Origin of the sequence: Paenibacillus tyrphae (assembly GCF_027925525.1) — a bacterium.
In the GTDB taxonomy this organism is placed as follows: Bacteria; Bacillota; Bacilli; order Paenibacillales; family NBRC-103111; genus Paenibacillus_G; species Paenibacillus_G tyrfis_B.
The window spans coordinates 283,759-305,915 of the sequence record NZ_BSDJ01000004.1 but is presented as its reverse complement, the minus strand read 5'-3'; the positions used below and the strand labels follow the sequence as shown (position 1 = coordinate 305,915).

The 22,157-nt window shown below is 55.7% G+C and carries 20 protein-coding genes; 12 read left to right on the top strand and 8 right to left on the bottom strand.

The features are described 5' to 3' along the window. Positions 1–18 precede the first annotated feature (18 nt). The 5 genes from QMG93_RS06830 (at position 19) to QMG93_RS06810 (ending at position 6,781) form a co-directional block, all read left to right on the top strand. Positions 19–201 carry a hypothetical protein gene (locus QMG93_RS06830; RefSeq protein WP_010491482.1) on the top strand — a complete coding sequence of 61 codons (183 nt, stop codon included), beginning with the start codon at positions 19–21 and terminating at the stop codon, positions 199–201. Positions 202–427: 226 nt separating this feature from the next. Beyond that, positions 428–2,218 carry an oligoendopeptidase F gene (gene pepF / locus QMG93_RS06825; protein WP_281934874.1) on the top strand — a complete coding sequence of 597 codons (1,791 nt, stop codon included), beginning with the start codon at positions 428–430 and terminating at the stop codon, positions 2,216–2,218. Positions 2,219–2,299: 81 nt separating this feature from the next. Further along, entirely contained in the window at positions 2,300–2,650 is a 351-nt protein-coding gene (locus tag QMG93_RS06820; RefSeq protein WP_281934726.1) for a lipopolysaccharide assembly LapA domain-containing protein, read from the top strand. Positions 2,651–2,831: 181 nt separating this feature from the next. Further along, positions 2,832–4,190: a diguanylate cyclase domain-containing protein gene (locus tag QMG93_RS06815; RefSeq protein WP_281934724.1), complete on the top strand. Its 1,359-nt coding sequence runs from the start codon at positions 2,832–2,834 to the stop codon at positions 4,188–4,190. Between the two features lie 143 nt (positions 4,191–4,333). Further along, entirely contained in the window at positions 4,334–6,781 is a 2,448-nt protein-coding gene (locus tag QMG93_RS06810) for a beta-propeller domain-containing protein (protein WP_281934722.1), read from the top strand. A gap of 185 nt (positions 6,782–6,966) precedes the next feature. On the opposite strand, the gene QMG93_RS06805 is transcribed toward QMG93_RS06810, so the two are convergent. The 3 genes from QMG93_RS06805 to QMG93_RS06795 form a co-directional block, all read right to left on the bottom strand. Further along, complete coding sequence (locus QMG93_RS06805) at positions 6,967–7,803, bottom strand: DUF92 domain-containing protein (RefSeq protein WP_281934720.1); 837 nt, start codon at positions 7,801–7,803, stop codon at positions 6,967–6,969. Positions 7,804–7,885: 82 nt separating this feature from the next. Then, the gene (locus QMG93_RS06800; RefSeq protein ID WP_281934718.1) at positions 7,886–8,518 is read right to left on the bottom strand and encodes a fumarylacetoacetate hydrolase family protein; all 633 of its coding nucleotides are present in this window, start codon (positions 8,516–8,518) and stop codon (positions 7,886–7,888) included. A gap of 129 nt (positions 8,519–8,647) precedes the next feature. Continuing rightward, positions 8,648–10,273, bottom strand: a complete 1,626-nt coding sequence (locus QMG93_RS06795) for a CapA family protein (protein WP_281934716.1) — start codon at positions 10,271–10,273, stop codon at positions 8,648–8,650. A 355-nt stretch (positions 10,274–10,628) separates the two neighbouring features. Here QMG93_RS06795 and QMG93_RS06790 point away from each other — a divergent pair, with 355 nt between their 5' ends. From QMG93_RS06790 to QMG93_RS06760, 7 genes are all read left to right on the top strand, one after another. Next, complete coding sequence (locus QMG93_RS06790; protein ID WP_281934714.1) at positions 10,629–11,405, top strand: ABC transporter permease; 777 nt, start codon at positions 10,629–10,631, stop codon at positions 11,403–11,405. Beyond that, positions 11,402–12,193, top strand: a complete 792-nt coding sequence (locus QMG93_RS06785) for an ABC transporter permease (protein WP_281934712.1) — start codon at positions 11,402–11,404, stop codon at positions 12,191–12,193. Before QMG93_RS06790 ends, QMG93_RS06785 begins: the two co-directional genes overlap by 4 nt. Positions 12,194–12,243: 50 nt before the next feature. Further along, on the top strand, positions 12,244–13,218 hold the full coding sequence (locus tag QMG93_RS06780) for an ATP-binding cassette domain-containing protein (RefSeq protein WP_281934710.1): 975 nt from the start codon (positions 12,244–12,246) through the stop codon (positions 13,216–13,218). Between the two features lie 123 nt (positions 13,219–13,341). Next, positions 13,342–14,103, top strand: coding sequence for a metallophosphoesterase family protein (locus tag QMG93_RS06775; protein WP_281934708.1), 762 nt, complete (start codon positions 13,342–13,344; stop codon positions 14,101–14,103). Between the two features lie 179 nt (positions 14,104–14,282). Continuing rightward, entirely contained in the window at positions 14,283–15,494 is a 1,212-nt protein-coding gene (locus QMG93_RS06770) for an MFS transporter (RefSeq protein WP_281934707.1), read from the top strand. 350 nt (positions 15,495–15,844) lie between these two features. Beyond that, positions 15,845–16,471, top strand: coding sequence for an iron-containing redox enzyme family protein (locus QMG93_RS06765; protein ID WP_281934706.1), 627 nt, complete (start codon positions 15,845–15,847; stop codon positions 16,469–16,471). 16 nt (positions 16,472–16,487) lie between these two features. Beyond that, entirely contained in the window at positions 16,488–16,931 is a 444-nt protein-coding gene (locus QMG93_RS06760; protein ID WP_281934704.1) for a hypothetical protein, read from the top strand. Between the two features lie 89 nt (positions 16,932–17,020). On the opposite strand, the gene QMG93_RS06755 is transcribed toward QMG93_RS06760, so the two are convergent. From QMG93_RS06755 to QMG93_RS06735, 5 genes are read right to left on the bottom strand one after another with little or no spacing between them, the layout of a single operon-like run. Beyond that, a complete protein-coding gene (locus tag QMG93_RS06755) occupies positions 17,021–18,118 on the bottom strand; it encodes a M20 family metallopeptidase (RefSeq protein WP_281934872.1) in 1,098 nt (365 codons plus the stop codon). Between the two features lie 57 nt (positions 18,119–18,175). Continuing rightward, positions 18,176–18,979, bottom strand: a complete 804-nt coding sequence (locus tag QMG93_RS06750) for an ABC transporter permease (protein ID WP_281934702.1) — start codon at positions 18,977–18,979, stop codon at positions 18,176–18,178. Next, entirely contained in the window at positions 18,976–19,833 is an 858-nt protein-coding gene (locus QMG93_RS06745) for an ABC transporter permease (protein ID WP_281934700.1), read from the bottom strand. Before QMG93_RS06745 ends, QMG93_RS06750 begins: the two co-directional genes overlap by 4 nt. Further along, the gene (locus QMG93_RS06740) at positions 19,826–20,941 is read right to left on the bottom strand and encodes an ABC transporter ATP-binding protein (protein WP_281934698.1); all 1,116 of its coding nucleotides are present in this window, start codon (positions 20,939–20,941) and stop codon (positions 19,826–19,828) included. Before QMG93_RS06740 ends, QMG93_RS06745 begins: the two co-directional genes overlap by 8 nt. Positions 20,942–20,950: 9 nt before the next feature. Beyond that, positions 20,951–22,051 (bottom strand): ABC transporter substrate-binding protein, encoded by a 1,101-nt coding sequence (locus tag QMG93_RS06735; protein WP_281934696.1) that lies wholly within the window; start codon positions 22,049–22,051, stop codon positions 20,951–20,953. Positions 22,052–22,157: the final 106 nt, after the last annotated feature.

Sequence of the window (22,157 nt, the reverse complement as noted above, 5' to 3'; positions counted from 1 at the left end):
AGTAAGAGGTGATAAGCTTTGAGCAATGGCGCATCGATCTTGACGTTCATGATTATTTCATTCTCACTCGCGCTGATCTTAATCATGAAGAAAGATTCCCTTCCGGCGAACGTGAAACGGCCGCTGGCCATTTTGGCGCTGGTGATGGTATCGTTTTCGTTCGTGCTGATGATCTTTAGTTTTTTTTCCGGCGCGAAGTAAGCCAATAGACTTCTTTCCTTGAATTCCCTATACTTATATTTAACCCGCGCTCCGGCTATACTAACTAGAGCTTTCCAACGGACCCATAAACAGCTTGGAGCGTGAGCGGGTAATGCGATTGTTGCCGTTGCTGCTATCCGGCGCGCTGCTCTCCGGTGTTGTGATCGGATCGGCGGCGGCTGCGAATCAAGCGGCTAAACCACTTCATTTGACAAGGAGGGCTCCCATGAATCAAGTACCGAAGCGGAGCGACGTTCCTGCGGAACACCGTTGGAACCTGGAAGATCTTTTTTCGAACCAGCAGGCCTGGGATCAAGAGCATCAAGAAGTGAAAAACGCGCTGCAGGAAATTGGCCGCTTTCACGGCAAGCTGAACGACCCGGCGGCCATCAAGCAGTGCTTCGAGCTGGAGGATAAAATCTCCCTACATACCGAACGTCTGTATGTCTACGCCAACATGAAGCATCACGAGGACATGGCGGACCCTACATATCAGGCCTTATCCGATAAATCGAAAAGATTAAGCGTCGAAGCCGGTGAAGCGACCTCGTTCATTTCCCCGGAAATTTTGAGCTTGTCGGACGATCAACTGCAGAAGCTGGTGAACGATCCCCAGCTCGCCTTCTACAAAAGGACGCTCGAAGAGCTGATCCGCGAGAAGCAGCACGTGCTAAGCAAAGCGGAGGAAGCGCTGCTTGCCCAAGTCGGCAACCTGTCGCAAGCGCCGAGCACGATTTACGGCATGATCAACAACGCGGATATCAAGTTCCCGAAGGTGAAAAACGAAAAAGGCGAAGAAGTCGAGCTCACGCACGGCCGCTACATCCAATTCCTCGAAAGCCGCAACCGCGACGTCCGCAAGCAAGCTTTCGAAGCGATGTACGCCACATATGCCAAGCAAAAGAACACGATCGCCTCGACGCTTGCCGCCAACGTGACGAAAAATATTTTTTACTCCAAGATTCGCAAGTACCCTTCTACGCTGGAAATGTCGCTGTTCGGCGACAACATCAAGAAGGAAGTGTACACAAACCTGATCGACACGATTCACGAGTCGCTGCCGCTTATGCACCGCTACATGGAGCTGCGCCGCAAGCTGATGAAGGTCGACAAGCTGCACATGTACGACCTGTTCGCTCCGCTGGTCGAAGAATACGACCTGGAGATTACGTACGAGGAAGCGAAGAAAACGGTCAAAGAAAGCTTGAAGCCGCTCGGCGAGGAGTATTTGAAGACCCTGCAGGAGGGCTTCGAAGACGGCTGGATCGACATTTACGAGAATGAGGGCAAGCGTAACGGTGCCTACAGCTGGGGCGCATTCGGCACCCATCCGTACGTTCTTCTGAACCACAAGGACAACCTGAACAGCATGTTCACGTTGACGCACGAGATGGGACACGCGCTCCACTCCTACTTGTCGGACGCGAATCAGCCTTACCGCTACGCGCAGTATACGATTTTCCTCGCGGAAGTCGCATCGACGCTGAATGAAGCGCTGCTGATGGATTATCTGCTGAAGAAGTCGACGGACAAGAAAGAAAAAATGTACCTGCTCACCTACTACATGGACCAGTTCCGGACGACGGTATTCCGGCAAACCATGTTTGCCGAGTTCGAGAAGATCATTCACGAAAAAGCGGAGCAAGGCGAAACGCTTACCCCGCAGCTGTTGAGCCAAATCTACTACGATCTGAACGTGCAGTATTACGGCAAGGATATGGCGGTAGATCAGGACATCGAGATGGAATGGGCGCGCATCCCTCATTTCTACAACAGCTTCTACGTGTACAAATACGCCACCGGCTTCTCGGCGGCCACCAGCTTTGCGAAGCAGATTTTGGAGGAGGGGCAGCCGGCCGTCGACCGCTATCTGGGTTTCTTGAAAAGCGGGAGCAGCGACTACTCCATCAATATCTTGAAGAAGGCAGGCGTGGATATGTCGACGCCGGAACCGATCAAACAAGCGATGAGCGTATTCAAAGAGCTTCTGGAGCAAATGGAAGTGCTGGCGAAGTAAGCTGCCGACGCAGGCTGAGTCCGGTATTGCCCGGCTCGGCCTTTTTGCCCTTCATGCAGCAGTCAAAAGGAGACGATTTCGATGAGAGCCCAATGGATGTTGATCAGTACGTTGCTTTTTGCCCTTATTACCGCGGTATTCGCCGTTATTAACGTAGAGCCCGTCCGCGTCAATTTTTTGTTCACCCAGGCTGACATTCCGCTCATTCTGGTCATTCTGGGATCTACCCTGCTCGGCGGCTTGATCGCCTTCCTGATCGGCTTGTTCCGCCAGATCAAGCTGCAGCGTAAGATCAAGCAGCTTGAGAAACGGCTGAACGAGACGTCCTCCGAGCAAGCTCTGACCGTTACCGAAGACACGGGAAGCCGGGCGTTTCTTTCCGCCGACACGAACTTGGAGCATGTGGAAGACGAAAACAATTCGAGCAAATAGCGTTTTCATGCCGGATGTTTTTTAAATAGTCAAGAAATAGTAAAATTTATATTAAATCTGCCATAACCTTTCCATCCTCATTGATCAAAAACTCCACTTTCATTAATATAGTAAGTGCGAGTTTATGGAACGATTTTCCTAGTTACTAGGACGTAATCCATGCAGGAAGGATGCCGGCAGCATGGTTGATCAATGGACGGATGCAGAGCAAATCCAATTATATTTCAGCGCGTTTAGGCAATCCACGAACGGCATGGCTTTCTTCTCGGAAGAAGGCCTATTTCTTCGCGTCAATCCTGCATTCGGCAAGCAGATCGGCTATCCCGAAGAGGCGTTGAACGGCATGCCTTGGGGACCTATTATCCATCCCGAAGATAGAGAGCAGATTCGTAGAATATTGAAAGAGTTGGCCGACGGGACGTCCGTAGCTCAGCCGTTCGAAGCAAGGCTTATCCGCAGCGACGGCACGCTGGTCCGGTGCTCCATCACGGCGCCCGTCGCCCCCCGGCCACACGGATCGCCGGCTTCTCTGTTCGTGCAAATCCCGGAGAGCGATGCACAGAGCCAATTCGCGGCGCCAGCCCCCGGGCGAGAAGCAACACGTGAGATGAACGGAACAGGCAGCGATTCTCTTTACCGGACCCTCGTAGAGCAAAGCACAGACGTTGTGTCGATGCACGATTTGTCCGGCCGTATTTTGTACATTTCCCCTTCTTGCCGTGTTCTGCTTGGGTACGAGCCCGAAGAATTGATCGGGACCAGCGCCTACGAGTTGTTTCATCCCGAGGATTTGACGAAAATCCCTGGAACTACGTCTCCTATGGAGACGGCGCCGAACTTGCCTTTGAGCTCCTACCGGATTCGTACGAAAGACAGCGGTTATGTCTGGTTCGAAACAAGCGGACGAATTACAGGGGACGAACACGATTCGGGAAACGGACAAACGGTGATCTGCATTTCCCGGGACATCTCTTCGCGCAAGCAAACGGAACAGCAGCTGATGAAAACCAACGAGCTGCTGCAAAAAATTTCTTCGATCGACGCGCTGACCGGGCTCGCCAACCGGCGCTTTTTCGATGAGCGGTTTGCCAAGGAATGGCGGCATGCCATGCGCTTCTCCACCCCGCTGTCCGTTATACTGCTCGATATCGACTATTTCAAGCGGTATAACGACACCTACGGACATCATGACGGCGATGCCTGCCTCCAATATGTGGCCGAAGCGATGCGGCGCGCAGCCAAGCGCCCGGGCGACATGATTGCGAGATACGGCGGCGAGGAATTTGTCATTGTGCTGCCGGTCACAGACGGCCGGGGCGCGCTTTACGTGGGCGAGCGAATGCGCTCGGAAGTGGAGCAACTGCGCATCCCTCATCGCGGCTCCGCCGTCTCCTCCTTCGTCACCGCAAGTCTGGGCGTTGCCACCATGATTCCCGTCCGCGACGTCTCGCCGCGGGAGCTGATTATCCGTGCGGACAAGGCGCTCTATCGGGCCAAGCAGGAGGGGCGGAACCGGGCTATAGCTTATTGCGACGAATAAATCGGTAAACCGCTCTTTTTCTTTTTGGAAAAGAGCGGTTTTTGATGAAACAATTTCTTCAGGGGGCGCGTCAGTAGGGGTGAACAAGAAGATATTTCAAAAAGGGTACAAAGAGGGTACGAAACATCAAAGGAGGAAAACAAGTGCAGAAAAGAACACTCTTTGCAAGCATGTTGGCATTGACGCTCCTTACTTCCGTCTCCCCGGCGCCGTTATCGGTGGCGGCCGACACAGGGCAAGCACTCATCGCGCTGACGCTAAACGGACAGCCCGTCAGCTTGTCCGTGCAGCCCCGTTTGATCAGAAACACGCTGATGGTTCCGCTCCGCGAGCTGTCGGATGCGCTCGGCGTGAAGGTGCAGTGGGACGAAGCCGAACGCTCAGCCACGGCAACCAAAGCGGATCGCTCGATCAAGCTTCGGCTGGACAGCAAGGAAGCTTTCCGCGGAAGCGAAGCCGTCACGTTGGACGAAGCGCCCGCGCTCGATAATGGAAATATTTTGGTACCGCTGCGCTTTTTCAGCGAGTCGTTCGATTTTAACGTTTATTGGGACGGTCCAAACAAGCGCGTAACGATTGCCGATGCGGACAAAAGCTTGCCGACCGTCGGTTCGCGGGAACGGATGGAAGCGCTGCTTAAGGAGTCTACCGCCGTTCATGGCAGCGGTCCTAACATGATCTTACGGGGCGACAATGCGATCGCGGTTACCGAGAAATCGTCCGCTGACGCACCGCAAGCCGCCGGCAGTGCCGCCAAGCAGGCTTCCGACGCAGCGGCTCCCACCTACTCCGGCACGAACGTGCAGGTGCAGGGCGTCGATGAAGCGGACGTTATCAAGTCGGATGGCATCTACATCTACCAGGTGAATCGCGACCGCGTTCTCGTGACGAAAGCTTCTCCGGCCGAAAGCATGAGCGTCGTCAGCACCGTCTACTGGGCGGACCCGAATTTTTATCCGCAGGAGCTGTACGTCGATAACAACTATCTCGTCGTTGTCGGCAACACATCCTATCCGACGTACGAGAAGCCGGGACAGGTTCCTTATGACGCCAGCTCTGCGGTTTCTGCAGAGCCGGCCATCGGAACGGCCAAAAAGATGGTCGTATGGCCGGGGCGCCCGACCCGCTCGACGACAAAAACGATCGTTTACGAGTTGGGCGACCGGACCCAGCTGAAGCAAGTCCGTGAGGCCGAGCTGGAAGGGCATTACGTCTCTTCGCGCAAAATCGGCGACTCGTTGTACGTCGTAACGAACAAGTCGATGAATTATTTTTGGATCATGCGTCAAGAGGCGGACTCCGCCGCGAAGCAGGCGAACGAATCGCTGCCGGCCTACCGGGATTCCGCTGCCGGAGACCAATTTATTACGATCGGCTACGAGGATATCCGGTACTTCCCGAAAGCCGTCGAGCCGAACTATTTGCTAATCGGCGGCCTCAAGCTTAGCAAGCCCGATCAAAAAATGCAGGTGACGAGCTACCTCGGCTCCGGGCAAAACGTCTACGCTTCTCCCGACAACCTGTATGTCACCGTGAGCGAGTACGAGCCGATGAAAGAGAATGAGCAGACGGTGCAGGCGGACGGCAAGACCACCTTCATCCCCGCGCCGCTTAATATGACGAGCGCCATTTATAAATTCGGCATGGATAACGGGATGGTCCGTTATGTCGGACGCGGCAAGGTGCCGGGACATGCGCTGAACCAGTTTTCGATGGATGAGCAGAACGGCTACTTCCGCATCGCCACCACCAGCGGCGATATGTGGCGGAATGACGAGCATACGTCGAAAAATAACGTGTATGTGCTGAACGAAGCGCTAAGTGTCGTCGGCAAGCTGGAAGGATTGGCCCCGGGCGAGCGCATCTATTCCGTACGCTATGCGGGGAACCGCGCCTATATGGTGACGTTCAAAAATACCGACCCGCTGTTCGTCCTGGATCTGAGTAACCCTCAGGCGCCGGCTATGCTCGGCAAGCTGAAAATTCCGGGCTACAGCGACTACCTGCATCCGTACGACGAGAACCATCTGATCGGCTTCGGCAAGGAAGCGGTGGAGGTCTCCAACAAGAAAGGCGACGGCTCGGACACGGTCGCTTTCTATCAAGGGATGAAGCTCGCCCTGTTCGATGTATCCGATGTGGCGAATCCAAAGGAGCTGTTCAAGGAGACGATCGGCGACCGCGGGACCGAATCGCCGCTGCTGCACGATCATAAAGCGCTGCTGTTCTCCAAGGAGAAGCAGTTGCTGGCCTTCCCGGTTACTGTTGCGGAAGTGAAAGATAAGACCGGTGCCAACACGCAGGAAAACGCATCGAAATACGGGGATTTTACCTTCCAAGGCGCTTACGTTTACGGGCTGGACCTGCAAAAAGGCTTCCAACTTCGCGGTAAGATTACGCACTTGACGGGAGACGATATGAACAAAGCCGGCCAGCACTGGTACGGCAGCGAACGCAATATCGAGCGCCTGCTGTATATCGGCGATACGCTGTATTCGTCCTCGCCCGACATGCTGAAAGCGAACGATTTGAAAACACTTCGCGAAGTCGGATCGCTGCAGCTTCCGGCCTGGAAGCCGCGCAATCCGTAACGGTTGGCTTTTTGTCCTCCATGGGGTACAATGTCCGAAGTGACATTTATCCGCTTGGAGGACTGCTTAAGCCATGGTAACTACCGTTATCGTCATCAGCATTATCGTCGCGCTGCTTATCTCGGGCATCACCATGTATGTAACGAAGCTCGCTTATTCCCGCAAGGAAGAGGATTAAATCGCTGTTACAGCCACAGCGAAAGTAGGAGAGTTACGGCGCCGCCAAACGCCGAGCTTAAAGCGTTAACCGTGTCGTTGGTCATGAACGCCAACCCCCGGATTCGAACCGCCGCTGCCTCGCAGTGGCGGTTTTTTTCGATTTCTTTCCCGCAGACGCGGCAGCGGTACATGACCTGACACACCGCCCCGAGCCACGAGTCGGCCAGCGACCCGGCAAGGCCCCCAACCAGCCCAAGGACGAACAGGCCGGCCGCCGACCGGACGGAAGCCTCCCACGCAGGGGCGTCCCCTGCCTGCTCCGGCTGTAGCGCCGCCAGCGCCCAAGCGACGGCTCCGATAAACAAGCCGCCGGCCGCGGATGCGGCAAGTCCGAGCGACGATACGCCGCCGGAAGTGCCGGGCGGCACCGGACGGCCGTTGACGATGGAGCGCGGGGCCGTCCGGCTGAGGCCGCCGATCTCCGTCGCCCACGTGTCCGCAGTCACCGTTGCCATCACGCCGATGTAGACGGCCCACCAGGCCGGATGCGGCACGAAGGCGGCTCCCAGACAAAGAGCGAGCCCCAAACCGCCGTTGGCAAGCACCTGGCCGGCATCCCTTCGTCCGGATTTGGCGTAGCCGCTCTCGGCGGCCGCCTTCTTCTTGCTCTTCCACTTCGACAGCAGCGAGGACGAGATAAAAAACGCAATCAATGTCCCGAACCAAGCCAAGCTTCCTGCCGCATACATCAGCGTTCCGAGCATAACCGCAGCGGCAGCCCCCGATCCGGACAGCGAACGTTTCCTGTACGCCGCTCCGGCAATCAGAACACTTCCTGCCAATCCGATGATCCAATGCTGCAATTCATCCGAGCCCCCTTCCAATCCCATATAATATGATCGTAAAAAGCCGGATGCGGCAGTGCCTTTTTCGTTCCGGGACCCGCTACTTTCCGATCTTGGCCGTAAAAGCGCCGAAAGCCCGCTCTCCCCAGAACAGCTCGAAGCGGTCTCCGTCATTCACCGCCCCAACGCCCGCAGGCGTACCCGTGTAAATGATATCCCCTTCACCCAAGCCGTAATGTGCGGCGATATAATCTACGATCACCTGTAGATCAAAAATCATGTCGTTCAAATTCCCCCGCTGTACTTCCTGACTGTTCCGTTTTAAGGAATATTCCACCTGCTTGGCTTGCCCGAAGCCGGGAAACGGACGGAATCCGGTCAGCGCGGCCGAGCCCTTAAATCCTTTGGCCGGGAGCCAGGGGTGGCCTTTCTTTTTCAACGCCGATTGCACGTCCCGCAAAGTAAAATCGATGCCCAGAGCCAGCTGGTCCACCAGCTCGTCCACGGTGATGCCCTCTTTATACGCTTGTCCGATGCGGAGCACCAGTTCGGCTTCGTAGTGCACCTCACCCCGTCCGCCGGGCAGCTCGATTTCGCCGCCGTCAATCACAGCCAGCGCATGGGTCGGCTTCGTAAAAATCATCGGCTCCTCCGGAATATCGTTGCCGAGCTCCGCCGCATGCCGTCCGTAATTGCGTCCTACGCAATAAATGTTGCGAATCGATTCGTTCATCTTCGGATCGTTCCTTTTCCGTTAAAATAAGACTCCGCCTTCATTATAAGCCTGGCTTGGGGGAATCTCAACGTTTGCGCATCGTAAAAAAACGGCCGCCCCCATGCGAATGGGGCAGCCGTTTTACGTTCAGTCGGATGATTTCCGGTCTTCCTCTGTCTTGCGGGTTTCGCCGGAGGATTTTGAAGATTCGTTCGTCTTTTTGGAATCGGTCGATTTCTTCGGATCTTCGGCAGATTTCTTGGTGCTTTCAGACGATTTCTTGGTGCTTTCAGACGATTTTTTACCGCCCTCGGACGATTTGGTGCCTTCCTCGGACGTTTTCTTGCCCTCGGTATTCTTGCCGGTTCCCTGCGACTTGCCCGATTCTCCTGTCTTCCCGGTCTGCGTTTTATCCGCATCCGTCTTCTTACCCGTCTCCGTTGACTTCCCGGTCTCGGACTTTTTGCCCTGTTCGGCCTTCTTCGGATCGGCGGCTTTGCCGGAATCGGCAGGCTTTTTCGTCCCTTCCGCAGGCGGTTTGACGGCTGTTTTGGACGTTCCGTCGACGATGCCCGTCTCCTTCTTCACAGGCGGCTTCTCTTCCACCTCGGACGGAATCGTGCGGGTCTCCCCAAGCGTGATCCGCCCTTCCTTGTCGATCTGCGCATTGACGGACAAGCTCGTCAGCTTCTCGAACAGCTTGTCTCGGGCCTCGTCGACCATCGGGACCGGCTGGGCCCACTTGGTCAAGATCGGCACCATGCTCAGGTCGCAGCTTCGTTCCTTGGTGCAGGAGGCTTCCAAAATCATACTTTCCCAAGTATTCGGATTATCATTAGTAGTAAATATAAAATTGCCCATGCTGTAGGCGATCCATTTGTCCTTGTACTGCTCGAAGCCTTGAACGACATGCGGGTGGCTGGCGACGACGAGATCTGCGCCCTGATCGATATACTGCCTTGCCAGATCGGACTGCGACTTGACCGGATACGCCTTACGCTCTTCTCCCCAATGGGCGATAACGACAACCAGATCCGCCTCGGCTCTCGCCTTGCCGATGGCTTCAAACGCCAGCTTCGTGCTGTAGGTTTCCGCCATCCCCGGTTTCGATTTGCCGGCGTACCAGTTCGTATCGGGAATGACCCGGCTGAAGCCGAGGAAGGCGATTTTGATGCCTTTTTGCTCCATAATCACGTAGCTGTACGCTTCGTCCGAATTCCGGCCTGCGCCTACGTGCTTGATGTCCTGGGCATCAAGGTAATCCAGCGTATCGAGCAGCCCTTCGACGCCATAGTCCATGCTGTGGTTGTTGGCCAGATTGACCAGATCGACGCCCGCTCGCTTCAATTCGGGCAGCGACTTCGGAGACGACCGGTACACGTATTCTTTTTCCTGGGCTTCGCCTCTTGTCGTGATCGGCGTTTCCAGATTCGCCACGGTAATATCCGCCTTTTCCAAGTACGGCTTGACATGTTTGTACGGATAATCGTAGCCGTTCTTTTGGAGCAGCTCATCCACCTTGCTGCCGAACATGACATCGCCCACGAACGTGAGCTTGACTTTCGGGGATTGCTCCTGAGGCGCCGTCGCTGTACCGCTATCCGCTGACGGCGGCTTTTCTGGAGTGACGCCCGGATTCGTCGTCGCAGGCGGCTTGGACATCGCTTCGATCTTCGGAGGCAACGCCAGCCCGCCCCCTTTATCCCCCTCCTGCGGAGGGTCCAGCTTTTGAATCAAATATGCGAAGGCGCCAATCGTGATGAGGCTTAACAAGCCAATTTTTATCCAGAGCGTTCTGTTCTGCTTCTGCTCCTGTTCATGCTTTTGCTTACGCGATTGCTCCGTATCAACCGGTTCCTTCTGAATCTTAACCTACCCCTATCCTATCCCGCTGCGAATCAGCGCACATGTTCTCTTTTCCCATTATAGCAAATCACCCGCCTGTGGTCATGGGGCACAAATACCTAAAAAAAACGATTGCCAAACGCCCCCTTATTCTGGTAACATAGATTTTCTCTCGATTTTTTAGGCAACTCACCTCAATCCGCCTCATCTCTTGCCGAACCCGGCGAATCGGACTTCGCTGCCGTTACCAGCCAAGCTCCAATCCAAGCTTACGGAGGTGTCTATGCTTTTCCCTGTCTTAATGAAGAAAGCGTTCGCACGCAATCTGCAGTACCGCTTGTCCCATGCGGTCAATACGGTCGCCAGCGTCATCTTCGGGCTGATCTACGTCTCGATCTGGCAGGGCATCGGACAGCAGGACGGCATGCACGGCTACAGCCTGCAAACCGTCATCCATTATGTCGCGCTGAACCAAGCGATGCTGTGGGTAACATTATTCGTGACCAACGGGCTTGGGATCGAGCGCTCGGTACGCACCGGACAGATCGCAACCGACTTGATGCGTCCGGTTCATCTGTTTTACCAGTTGATGTGCCGCGAATGGGGACAAATCGGATACCAATTGCTCTACAAGACGATCCCCATCTACCTGATTTACATATGGATGCTTTCGCTTCCGGTTCCGCACAACACCGGCACCTGGCTTGCTTTCGCCACGGCGCTTGCGATGGCCGCCTATATGAATATTTGCGTGAATTACCTCATCGGCGTAACGGCCCTCTGGACTACCGAATCGACTTGGCTGTTTTGGGTTCACAATTCCATCTCAAGCGTACTTTCCGGCTTTCTCATTCCGATCGAATGGCTGCCGCACTGGCTGCAGCGCATCGCTTACTTGACGCCTTATCCGTACATGCAGTACATTCCAAGCAAAATTTATTTGGGCCTCGCTTCCCCGTCCGAAATGTACGGCGGCCTTTTGTGGTGCGTACTGTTTACTGCGCTTTGCCTCGCCGCAACCGCTGTTGTGCGGAATAAAGTGGAGGTGCAGGGCGGATGAGCACGATACGTATGTTTTTGCTGCTGGTCAAAGCCAGTGTCCGCAGCCGGATGCAGTACAAATTCAATTTCTGGCTATCCACCGTGCTCGCAGCTCTTGTCAATGCGATGGACTTTTTGCTGCTTTCCGTAATTTTATGGAAATTCGACTCGATTCAAGGCTGGAGCTTGTACGAAATCGGTTATTTGTACGCTACCATCCTGCTGTCCAAAGCGCTCTACCGCAGCTTCGCCAACGACGTGCATCATCTGGAGAAATATTTGGTCTCCGGCGATTTGGACCAGTTGCTCGTTCGACCGATTCCCGTCTTGCTGGCGCTGATGTCGCAAAATTTCCGCCTGATGCTCGGCGAATGGGTGCAGGGCGGCATCATCCTGACGCTTTGCTTAGGACAAATGATAAGCTCGGGCCAGGTGAGCGCAGCCGCCATTCCGCTCACTCTCGTCGTTCTGGTGACGGGTGCGGTGCTTCTGTTCGCCATCGGACTCGGCACCGCAACGTTCGGCTTCTGGACAACACGGGTTAGCGAACTGCAAAATTTGACGGAAGATGCCGCAAACAAAGCCGTGCAGTATCCGATGGAGCTGTATCCCGGATGGCTGCGGACCTTGCTGCTCACCTTGATCCCTGTCGGAATGGCAAACTACATGCCGGCGCTTTATATCGTGAAGGGCGAGTTCGGCTGGTGGCTGCTGCCGGCCGTCATGGCTTTTGCCGCCGTCTTCCTGTGGCTCATGCTGCGGTTTTGGCGGTTCGGCCTGAGCCGCTACCAGAGCAGCGGAAGCTGATTTTACTACGACTTCCATGACTTCCAGATCTGAAAGGAGCGAACAAACCGATGATTGAGGTTAAGCATTTACATAAAAGCTTTCGCATTCCCGCCCCCCATTTAAGCCGGTGGGAACGGATCAAAGCGGCCGTGACCGGAGGCGGGGCGGAAAAAACGGCGGTCCGCGATATCAGCTTTACGGTCGGTACGGGTGAGTTCGTCGGGTATATCGGTCCGAACGGCGCCGGAAAATCGACGACGATCAAAATGTTGACCGGCATTCTGCACCCGACCTCGGGCGAAGTGCGGATCGACGGCATGAGCCCGCACAAGGACCGCCGCCGGGTCGTTTCCCGGCTCGGCGTCGTCTTCGGCCAGCGCAGCCAGCTGTGGTGGGACTTGCCGGTGTGCGATTCGTTCGATATTTTGTGCGCGATGTACCGCATCGACCGGCAGCGGCAGCAGCGGACGCTGGCGGAGCTGGACGGGCTGCTCGGCCTCGGCGAATTCGCCGATACGCCGGTCCGCAAGCTGTCGCTCGGCCAGCGGATGCGGGCCGATCTTGCCGCCGCATTGCTGCACGAGCCGGACATCCTGTTTCTCGACGAGCCGACCATCGGGCTGGACGTCATCGCCAAGCGCAACATTCGCGGGCTGCTGTCCAAAGTCAACCGGGAGCTTGGCAAAACGGTGCTGCTGACGACCCACGATATGGACGACATCGAGCAGCTCTGCGACCGCGTCATGGTGATCAACCACGGGTCGCTGGCGTACGACGGAACGATCGGTGAGCTGCGGGAGCGGATCGGACTGCCGACGATTTTGCGCGTATCGTTTGAAGCCGAGGTTTCTCTGGATAATGCCACGGAGTCGGAGTTGGGCTTCATCGTCGCGGAAGCGAACGGCTGCGAGCTGACCGTCCATTTCAACCGGCAGGAGCTGCCCGCCTTGGAAGTACTCCGCCGGCTGGAGCCGTATGGAACGGCCCGCGACGTTCATATGGAGGAGCCGGATTTCGAGGAGATCATTCATAAAGTGTACTAGAGCCGACAAAGCGGTAAAGAATAAGAACCTTCCGGGAATACCGTTCTCCGAAGGTTCTTGGCATGTGCTATAATGGAAAGATCAGCCACTTGGGAGCTACAGAAACAGGAGGAACCTAACATCATGGACAACATTGCCGTCATTTCCGACATCCACGGCAACTTGCCTGCGCTGGAGGCGGTCGTTCGGGATATTCGCCGCCGCCGTATCCAGCGTATCGTTTGCCTCGGCGATCTGGTCGGCAAAGGGCCGCAGCCGTGCGAGGCGGTGGACCTTATTCGCGAGCTGTGCGAAACGACGGTGCAGGGCAACTGGGATCACGGCATCAACAACCCGCAGGACAAGGAAACGGGCTTATGGCAGCAGCGCCAGCTCGGGACCGAGCGGCTCCGCTACTTGCGCGAGCTGCCGTTCTCCGCGGAGCTGTGGCTAAGCGGACGCCGCGTCCGTCTTTTTCATGCTTCCGCGCAAAGCATTTATCATCGCGTGCTCCGCAAGGCTAATAAGAAGGAAAAGCTAGCAATGTTCCAAAATACGGATCAGACGGGCGGGTTTGCGGGCACGGAGCTGACACCGGACGTCATCGGCTATGGGGATATCCACGTTCCTTACGTCCAGACGCTGAAGTCGAAGGCGGGACAAGGTCTGCTGCTCTTCAACACCGGCAGCGTCGGCGCGCCTTACGACGGGCTCCCTTATGCGAGCTATGCCATTCTGGAAGGAGAAACGTCGCAGCCGGCCTGTCTGGAGCCTGCTCCGTTCTCCGTACAGCTCGTCCGCGTGCCTTATGACGTCGAGCAAGCCGTCGCCATCGCCGAACGCGTCGGCCTGCCCAATCTGGAGCGGTTCGTCGGCGAAATTCGCAGCGGGATCGAACGGCAATAACGGGCCGGCCCCTGATTGCCACATTCTTCGGTTTGCCCCGAACACGTTTGCATCGCAGAAATAATGAGAGTATACTCGAAGCATGTCGAACGTTACATTACATAGACCAGCACACAGATGACGGCAAACATGTTCTTCGGTTTGCATGCGATGGTCAGCTTGAAAAGAGGCGAGCTCGCGTGGCGAAATGGCAGGTTAACTTAATCGTATTATGGGTGGGACAATTTTTGGTCATGGCCGGCATGACGATGATTGTTCCTTTTTTGCCTTTGTATTTGCAGGAGCTGGGCCTCCATGACCCTCATAGCGTTGCTACTTGGGCCGGGGTCATCTTTGCAGGGAATTTCGTCACCTCCTTTATATTTCAGCCGATCTGGGGCGGACTCGCCGACCGGTACGGACGCAAGGTGATGCTGCTGCGCTCCGGCTTCGGCATGGCGATCGTCATGACGCTGATGGGCTTCTCGACCAGCGCCTGGCACCTGCTGCTGCTCCGGCTCTTGAACGGTACGGTGTCCGGCTTCGTGCCCGCGGGAGTCGCGCTGATGTCGGCCACCACGCCGCGCGAGAAAGTCGGCTTCGCGATGGGCACACTGCAATCCGGCTCCGTCGCCGGATCGATTCTCGGGCCGTTTCTCGGCGGGCTGCTGGCGGAATGGATCGGGTTCCGCAACATTTTCTTCGTGACGGGTGCTACGCTATTCGCCGCCTCGCTGCTTGCAGCGCTGCTGGTGAAGGAAACGTTCGATGCAAAAAAAGCGCTTCAGAAGCCGAAGCAGTCCATGCTGGCGGCATTCAACGAGCTGAGGCGCATTTCGCAGCTTCCTTCGCTGTACTCCGTCACCTTCTTGATCCAATTCTCGCTGCTCAGCGTAATGCCGCTTCTCCCGCTGTTCGTCCAGCAGCTTCACGGACAGGACGAGATGCTGGCGTTCTACGCCGGTCTGGTCGGATCGGTGACCGGCTTCTCCAACATGATCGCTTCGCCAATATTCGGCAAATTGTCTGACCGGATCGGACCGGAGAAAATTCTCGTGACGTGTCTGCTCGGCGCCGCCGTGGCTTCGGTCCCCCAAGCCTTCGTGCACAACGTGTGGCAGCTCTGCGCGGCCCGGTTTTTCCTCGGCATTTTTCTTGGAGGACTGCTCCCTACGGTGAACGCGCTCATCCGGAAATATACGCCGAACGGGATGGAAAGCCGCTCCTACAGCTTCAACACAAGCGCTCTTGCGCTCGGGAACATGCTGGGCCCCGTCGTGGGCGGAGCGATCTCCGGCGTGATGACGATCCAGCAGCTTTTTCTCGTTTCGGCCGTTCTGCTCTTGATTAACGGCTTGTGGGCCCGAAAATCGATTCTGCTCCGACAAAAATCGACCCCTTCCCCTTCATAACCACGCTTGTCGTTATCAACCTGTAAGCCTTTGGTGCTTTGTCACCCTGGGCTTGCAGGATTTTTTTGCCAATAATCTATGATTTTCCGCCTACTTTCTCCGAATATTTGACAAATTAGTGAACTTTAATGAAAACTTAGTAAATAAATTATGCCATTTTTCCTAACGAGAAGGAAAATGCATCCGATAATAAGAATGTAAGAAATAGTAAAGAAAACTAAATATTTTTTTCCTCCTGCTTACCTTATGGATGGTGTTCCAAAGGAGGTGAACCAGAAATCCTCTTATGATCCGTCATCTGTCGTTCCGCCGGGAAGTATCCAATTCAACAGAGAAAGAGGAAGATAATAATGGCGCAATCACAAGTTGTTGAAACGATTTCGACGATCATCGCAGAGGAACTTGAGAAAGTAAAAAAGTCGAATCCTTTTTTCACCCGATTTCCCGAAAGCGCACAGCCGGAAAATTTCAAATGGTGCTTGCACTTATACCATTTGTCCAAGCATTTCGGAGAGCTTCTTAAGCTGCGTTGGGAACGGTTCCCGGATGTCAGGCACGATGTCTTCTCCACCCATTACGAGGAAGAGAAAGACCACGCCGAGATGCTCCGCAAATGGATGACGGATTTGGGGCTTGACGACCCCGAACAATCGTTTCCGAATTATGAGACCGAGGACTTCATTTCGCTCCAATACCGCGCTGTCAGCTCCATGAGCGAAAACTTGTCGCTGCTTCTTGTGAACAGTACGGCGGAAGGCTACGCCCTCGCCATGTACCTGCACGCCTACGCGATTCTGAAAAGAGCCGGATTTACGAATCTGGAGTATTGGGAAGTTCACTGCGAGGCGGACGAGGAGCACAGCAACGTCTATCATCTCATTCAAGATATGAACGATACTGAACTAAAGGAAGCCGAGCATTTGGTTCGATATACGTGCCGTTCGCTCGATATCATGCTCGCGTCCTGGTTTAAATAGGAGGAAAATGATATATATGGAATTCGAAGACGTTTTTAAGCATCACATTGACCGCACGAACAATGTTTTGGCCTGGCAGGTACTCGATTCGTTGACGGTGGAGGACGCCACCCAAGCAAGCGAGCTGGTAAAAAGCAGCCTTTCTACGATGAGCGGAGCCAAGCTCCTCGTCGATAACCGTTTCATGATCAAAAACGGCCGGCCGGTCGTCTTCTCCCCCGAAGTGAACGCGATCTGGGAGCAGCTTCAGGGCGGCATTTTGACTCAAGTATCCCAGTGTGCCGTGCTGTGCAGCGGAGCGATTATGAAAATGCAAATGGACCGCATCGCGCGGGCGTCCGGATTCATCAACGTGCTCCAGAGCTTCTGGGACGACGATCCGAGCGTCATGAAAAAGGAAGCCTACGTCTTTCTGGGCATTTCGTCCAACGAGCTGATCGACAGGCCCATTAGCGTTTAAATGCGGTATATATAGAGAAGGCCAGGAAACGCTTGATGCGCTTCCCGGCCTTCTTTCATTGCTTGCGCGAATGCACGAAGCGAAGCTCTCTAGCACCGTGCAATCAGCTCCGCGAGAAGCGCCGTACGGAACGGGATTTCGTCTATCCGGACGTACTCGTCAGGCGAATGGGCATAATCGCCCCTGGCCCCCAGTCCGTCCAGCGTCGGCGTGCCGACGGCAGCGGTAAAATTGCCGTCGCTGACGCCACCCGTATGCGTCTCTTCCAGCTCGACGCCGAACTCGGCGCGGGCAATCTGCTGGGCCAGCGCAAACAGCGCCGCCGTCCGTTCCGTCCGCTCCATGGGTGGACGCATCATCCGGCCGGTCAGCTGCAGCCGGGCCTCCGGCAGTACGGGAGCCAGCTCGCCCAGCGCCTGCTCGATTCTCCGGGCCTCCTCCGCCGTGGCGACGCGGATGTCGATCTCCCCTTCCGCGTGCTCCGCCACGACGTTGGAGCCGATGCCTCCCTTGACGACGCCGACGTTCACCGTCGTCCCGACAGTGGGATCGGTCAAAGCATGCAGCCGCTGGATCTGGCAGGCGAGCTCCTGGATCGCCGAGACGCCTTTTTCCGGGTTTACGCCGGCGTGCGCGGAAACGCCCTGCACCGCAAGCTTAAACCGGCCGCTTCCTTTGCGCGCCGTCTTCAGTGCGCCGCTCGGCTCCATCGGCGGCTCCAGCACGAAGGAGACGGCGGATTTCCTGGCCTGCTCTTCAATAAAGGCCCGGGACGTCGGACTGCCGAGCTCTTCGTCGCTGTTGAGCAGAAGCACGATTTTTTTATCCGCCGGGAACCGCCCCAACTCCTGCAGCGCCTTGATCGCAAACATCGCCTGCATCAGCCCCGCCTTCATGTCGTAGACCCCAGGCCCGTAAGCGCGACCGTTCCCGATATGAAACGGCCGGCGCGATACTTCTCCTTGCGGCCAGACCGTGTCGAAGTGGCCGAGGAGCAAAATCTGCTTATCCCCTTGCCCTACCTCGCACAGAAGCCGGTCGCCGTACACTTCGTTCGGAACCCGGACGACCGTGCCTCCCGTAATTTCCTTGAATTGGCCCGCGTACCAGTCCGCCATCCGGTCATTCAGCGCTTTGTCGGCGGACGGTGAATCCATATTGACGCTTGCTTCAAGCCGCGCCAGCATCTCGGGCAAATATTGTTCAATCCGATCTTTTATTGACTTCACACCGCAGCATCTCCGTTAATGGGAATGCGAATTCGATCCGAACAAACGGTCCAATCCGTATGCCCTTTCCAATATAATGATGAACACCAAGCTAAGTAAAATTACGACGGACGATACGGACGCGACGAGCGGGTCCAGCGTTTCCTGCATATAGCTGAACAGCGCCATCGGAAGCGTCGTTGTCGTCGGGGAGACGAGAAACAGCGACACCGTCACGTTATCGAACGAAGTCAAGAAAGCGAAAATCATGCCGGATATAATCGCCGGCTTCATCAGCGGCATCGTGATGTCCCAGAAGACGTTCAACGGCTTGGCACCCAAAATGTAAGCCGCCCTCTCCAGCGTATAATCGAAGGAGCTGAGACCCGTCAGCACGAGCCGGACCACATACGGAATCGAGATTAGCGTGTGCGCGAGCAGCAGCCCGGTGAACGTGCCGGCCAGCCCGATCCGCGTGAAAAAGAGCAGCGCCGCAATCCCGATGATCAGCGCGGGAACGGTCAGCGGCGACAGCATCAGCCCGTTGATCACCCCTTTGCCGGGAAATTTGTACTTGTGCAGTGCAAGTCCCGCGATGGTGCCGAGCAGCGTGGAAATGACGGCAGTCAGCGCCGCCAGCTCCAGGCTGAACCAGAACGAATCGACGAATTCCGGCCGGTCGAAAATTTTGACGTACCACTGAAAGGAGAATCCGACCGGCGGAAACGACAAATATTTGGCCGATGTCAGCGAGGTCGGAATAATGACCAGCAGCGGCGAAACAACGAACAAGACAACGAAAAACGTAATGAGGCCGAGCGGCGAAAATCGTTTTGTCATGAGGAGAACACCTCTTTATAGCGCCGCGTTTCGATAAGCCGCGTGAACAGCGAGACGAGCGCGATAGTCGAACCGAGCAGCAGGAACGAAAGCGCCGCTCCCAGCGGCCAGTTGAGCTGGGCCATAATTTTCTCGTAGGCGATGACCGGCAGCACCTTCACGGACGTGCCCCCCATCAGCGCAGGCGTAACGAACGCGCTCATCGACAGGCTGAACACGAGCGTCGTTCCGGCGACAATGCCCGGCAGCGTCAGCGGAAGCGTTACCGTGAAGAACGTGCGCACCTTGCCCGCGCCGAGAATGCCGGCCGCTTTATAGAGCGAGCCGTCGATTTGGTATAGGCTCGTCGCGATGGCGAGAATCATGTACACGATCAAGGAATCGGTCAAGCCGATGACGACGCCGAGCTCGTTATAGAGCAGCTTGAGCGGCGTATCAATGAGCCCCAGCTTCAGCAGCGTACTATTGATCCAACCTTTTTCACCCAGAATGACGACCCAGCCGAAGTTCCGGATGACGACGCTGATCAAGTGCGGAGAAATAATCAGAAATGTAATGATCCCGCGCAGCTTGCCCGACGTCTGGGCCATGAACATCGCCACCGGATAGCCGAGCACCAGACAAGCCAGCACCGAGAGCAAGCCCAGTTTGACGGTTCGCCATAAAATTTGAAGATAGTAAGTATCTTTAAAAAAGATCGTATAGTTTTCCAGCGTGAACTGCCCCTGCTTCCCCTCCAGGCTGAGCAGAAAAATATAAAGCATCGGCAGCAAAAACACGCCGGCGACGACGGCCAGACTTGGAAGCAGCAGCAAGACGGCGCTCCGGACAGCGGATGACTTGCCTTTACCCATGGGTCTCATGCCCCTTCCTTGGGAAAACGAACACGTCCTCCGGCTTCCATTCCAGCCATACCGAATCGCCGACCGACCATTCGCGGTCCTGACGGTCGGAAGGAATGCGCACATTCAGCGTATACCGGCCGACCTGCACCTCACACTCGGCGTAAGCCCCGAGGAAGGAGATCAGTTGGACGACGCCCTGCACCCGATTGACACCGCCGGAGGCATTCTCGCCGCCTTCTGTCACAAAGCCGATCCGCTCGGGACGGACATAGACGGAGACGGCGTCGCCCGCCTGAAGCGCAATGCCTTTGAACGCAGCCCGAATCGGATGCCCGTCCTCCGTCACGAGCGACAGCGTCTGGCTTCCCATTGCCTCCACTCTGCCGGACAACCGGTTCGATTTGCCGATGAACGTATGTACGAACTCGGACGCCGGGCGGTTGTAAATTTCCCACGGGGTGCCGATCTGCTCTACCTTGCCGTGATCCAACACGACAATCCGGTTGGACAAGTAAAGCGCTTCTTCCTGATCGTGGGTGACGAAGATGGTCGTCAGGCCGATCTCCTGCTGCAACCGCTTTAACTCGTCGCGAAGCTCTTCGCGCAGCTTGGCGTCCAAGTTGCTTAGCGGCTCGTCCAGCAGCAGCAGCGACGGCTCGGTCACGAGCGCACGGGCGATGGCGATACGCTGCCGCTGGCCACCCGAAAGCTGCTTCGGATAGCGGTCGGCCACGTGAGGCAGCTTGACCAGCTCCAGCACCTTCCGCACCCGCTCCCGCATTTCCGCCTTCGGCGTCTTGCGCAGCTTCAGCCCGTACGCCACGTTTTCAAAGATCGTCATATGCGGGAACAACGAATACGTCTGAAACACCATGCCGAGATCCCGTTTGTTGGACGGCACGCCGTTCATCTTCTTGCCCTTAATGATCAGCTCGCCCCGGTCCGGCTCAAGAAAGCCCGCGATCATATTGAGCGTTGTCGTTTTGCCGCAGCCTGAAGGGCCGAGGAACGAAACGCATTCCCCCTGCTCCACCTGCAGATTGAACTGTTCCACGACCACGTTGGATCCGAACTTCTTCTGGATGCCCTTGAGCTCCACATCGATCGTTTTTATCATATCGTTCACCTATTTTCCGACTTTCGGCGCAATTTCTTTATTGAAGCGGTCGAGCCACTCCGGCGTTTTGCTGCTGATAACCTCGTAGTCGAATTTGACGGCTTTCTTCATGTCGAAGCTCAGCTTCTTGGAAATATCCATCGGCAGATTTACCTTGGTTGCCGGATTGTAGTACAGCTTGGTTGCGTACATCGCCTGCACTTCGTCCGACAACAGGAACTCGATGAACAGCTTGGAGGCGTTCGGGTTTTTCGCGCCTTTGACCATCGACGCTACGGTAGGCACCAGGTTCGCACCTTCCTTCGGGATGACGAATTCGAGATCGAGGCCGGCGTCCTTCTGCACCAAGCTGCGCGCCATCGTCCAAGCCGTATACGCAGCCGTCTTGTTTTGCAGGTTTTGCTGCAGCTGCGCTGCGCTCTTGGCGAATGTCGGCATATAGCCCGCAACCGTTTCCAACTTTTTAAAACCGGGCTCCATCTCTTTCTCCGAGCCGCCGTTTGCATAAGCAAGCATGATCAGCGCGGAACGGCCGAAATTGCTGGAAATTTCGCTGAGCGTCAAATTCCCCTTCATCTCCGGACGGGCAAGATCGTTCCACGACTCCGGTACCGGAAGGCCCTTGGACTTCACCATTTCCGCATTATAAGAAATGCCCATCGGGGTAAAGTTGACCGCTACGCCGCTGTTGTCCTTCACTTTCAGCTCAGGAGAAACCTTGCTCATGGACGGAACGTCTTTATCGTTCAACGGCTCCCACAGCCCTTCCGCACGGCCGGCTTCCTGTTCGCCCGCTTCGATCACGGTCACGTCGATTTGCGGAGCGCCTTTCTGCGCTTTTACTTTAGCCACGATTTCCGTGGCGACGCCGGATACGTAAGTGAGCTTCACATCGGGATATTTTTCGTTAAATTTTTTAAACACTTCGTCTTTCATCATTTGCTCGACGGTCGCTCCGTTACCGGAAATCACAAGCTGCTTCTCCGGCTTCGTGCCGCCGGCTTGATCTTGCCCCGCTTCACCCGATGCCGCCGGCTTCCCAGATCCGCATGCTGCGAGCAGCGAGCCGCAAAGCGTCAATACCGCTAAAACCCCCATTTTTTTGTTCATTGTAATTCCTCCTCGGATGTGGTATCGTTCACTATACGTGAACATCGTTTACTATACGAGAAACATAAGGAGATTTTAGCACGTAACTTGAATAAAGCGCAATAGT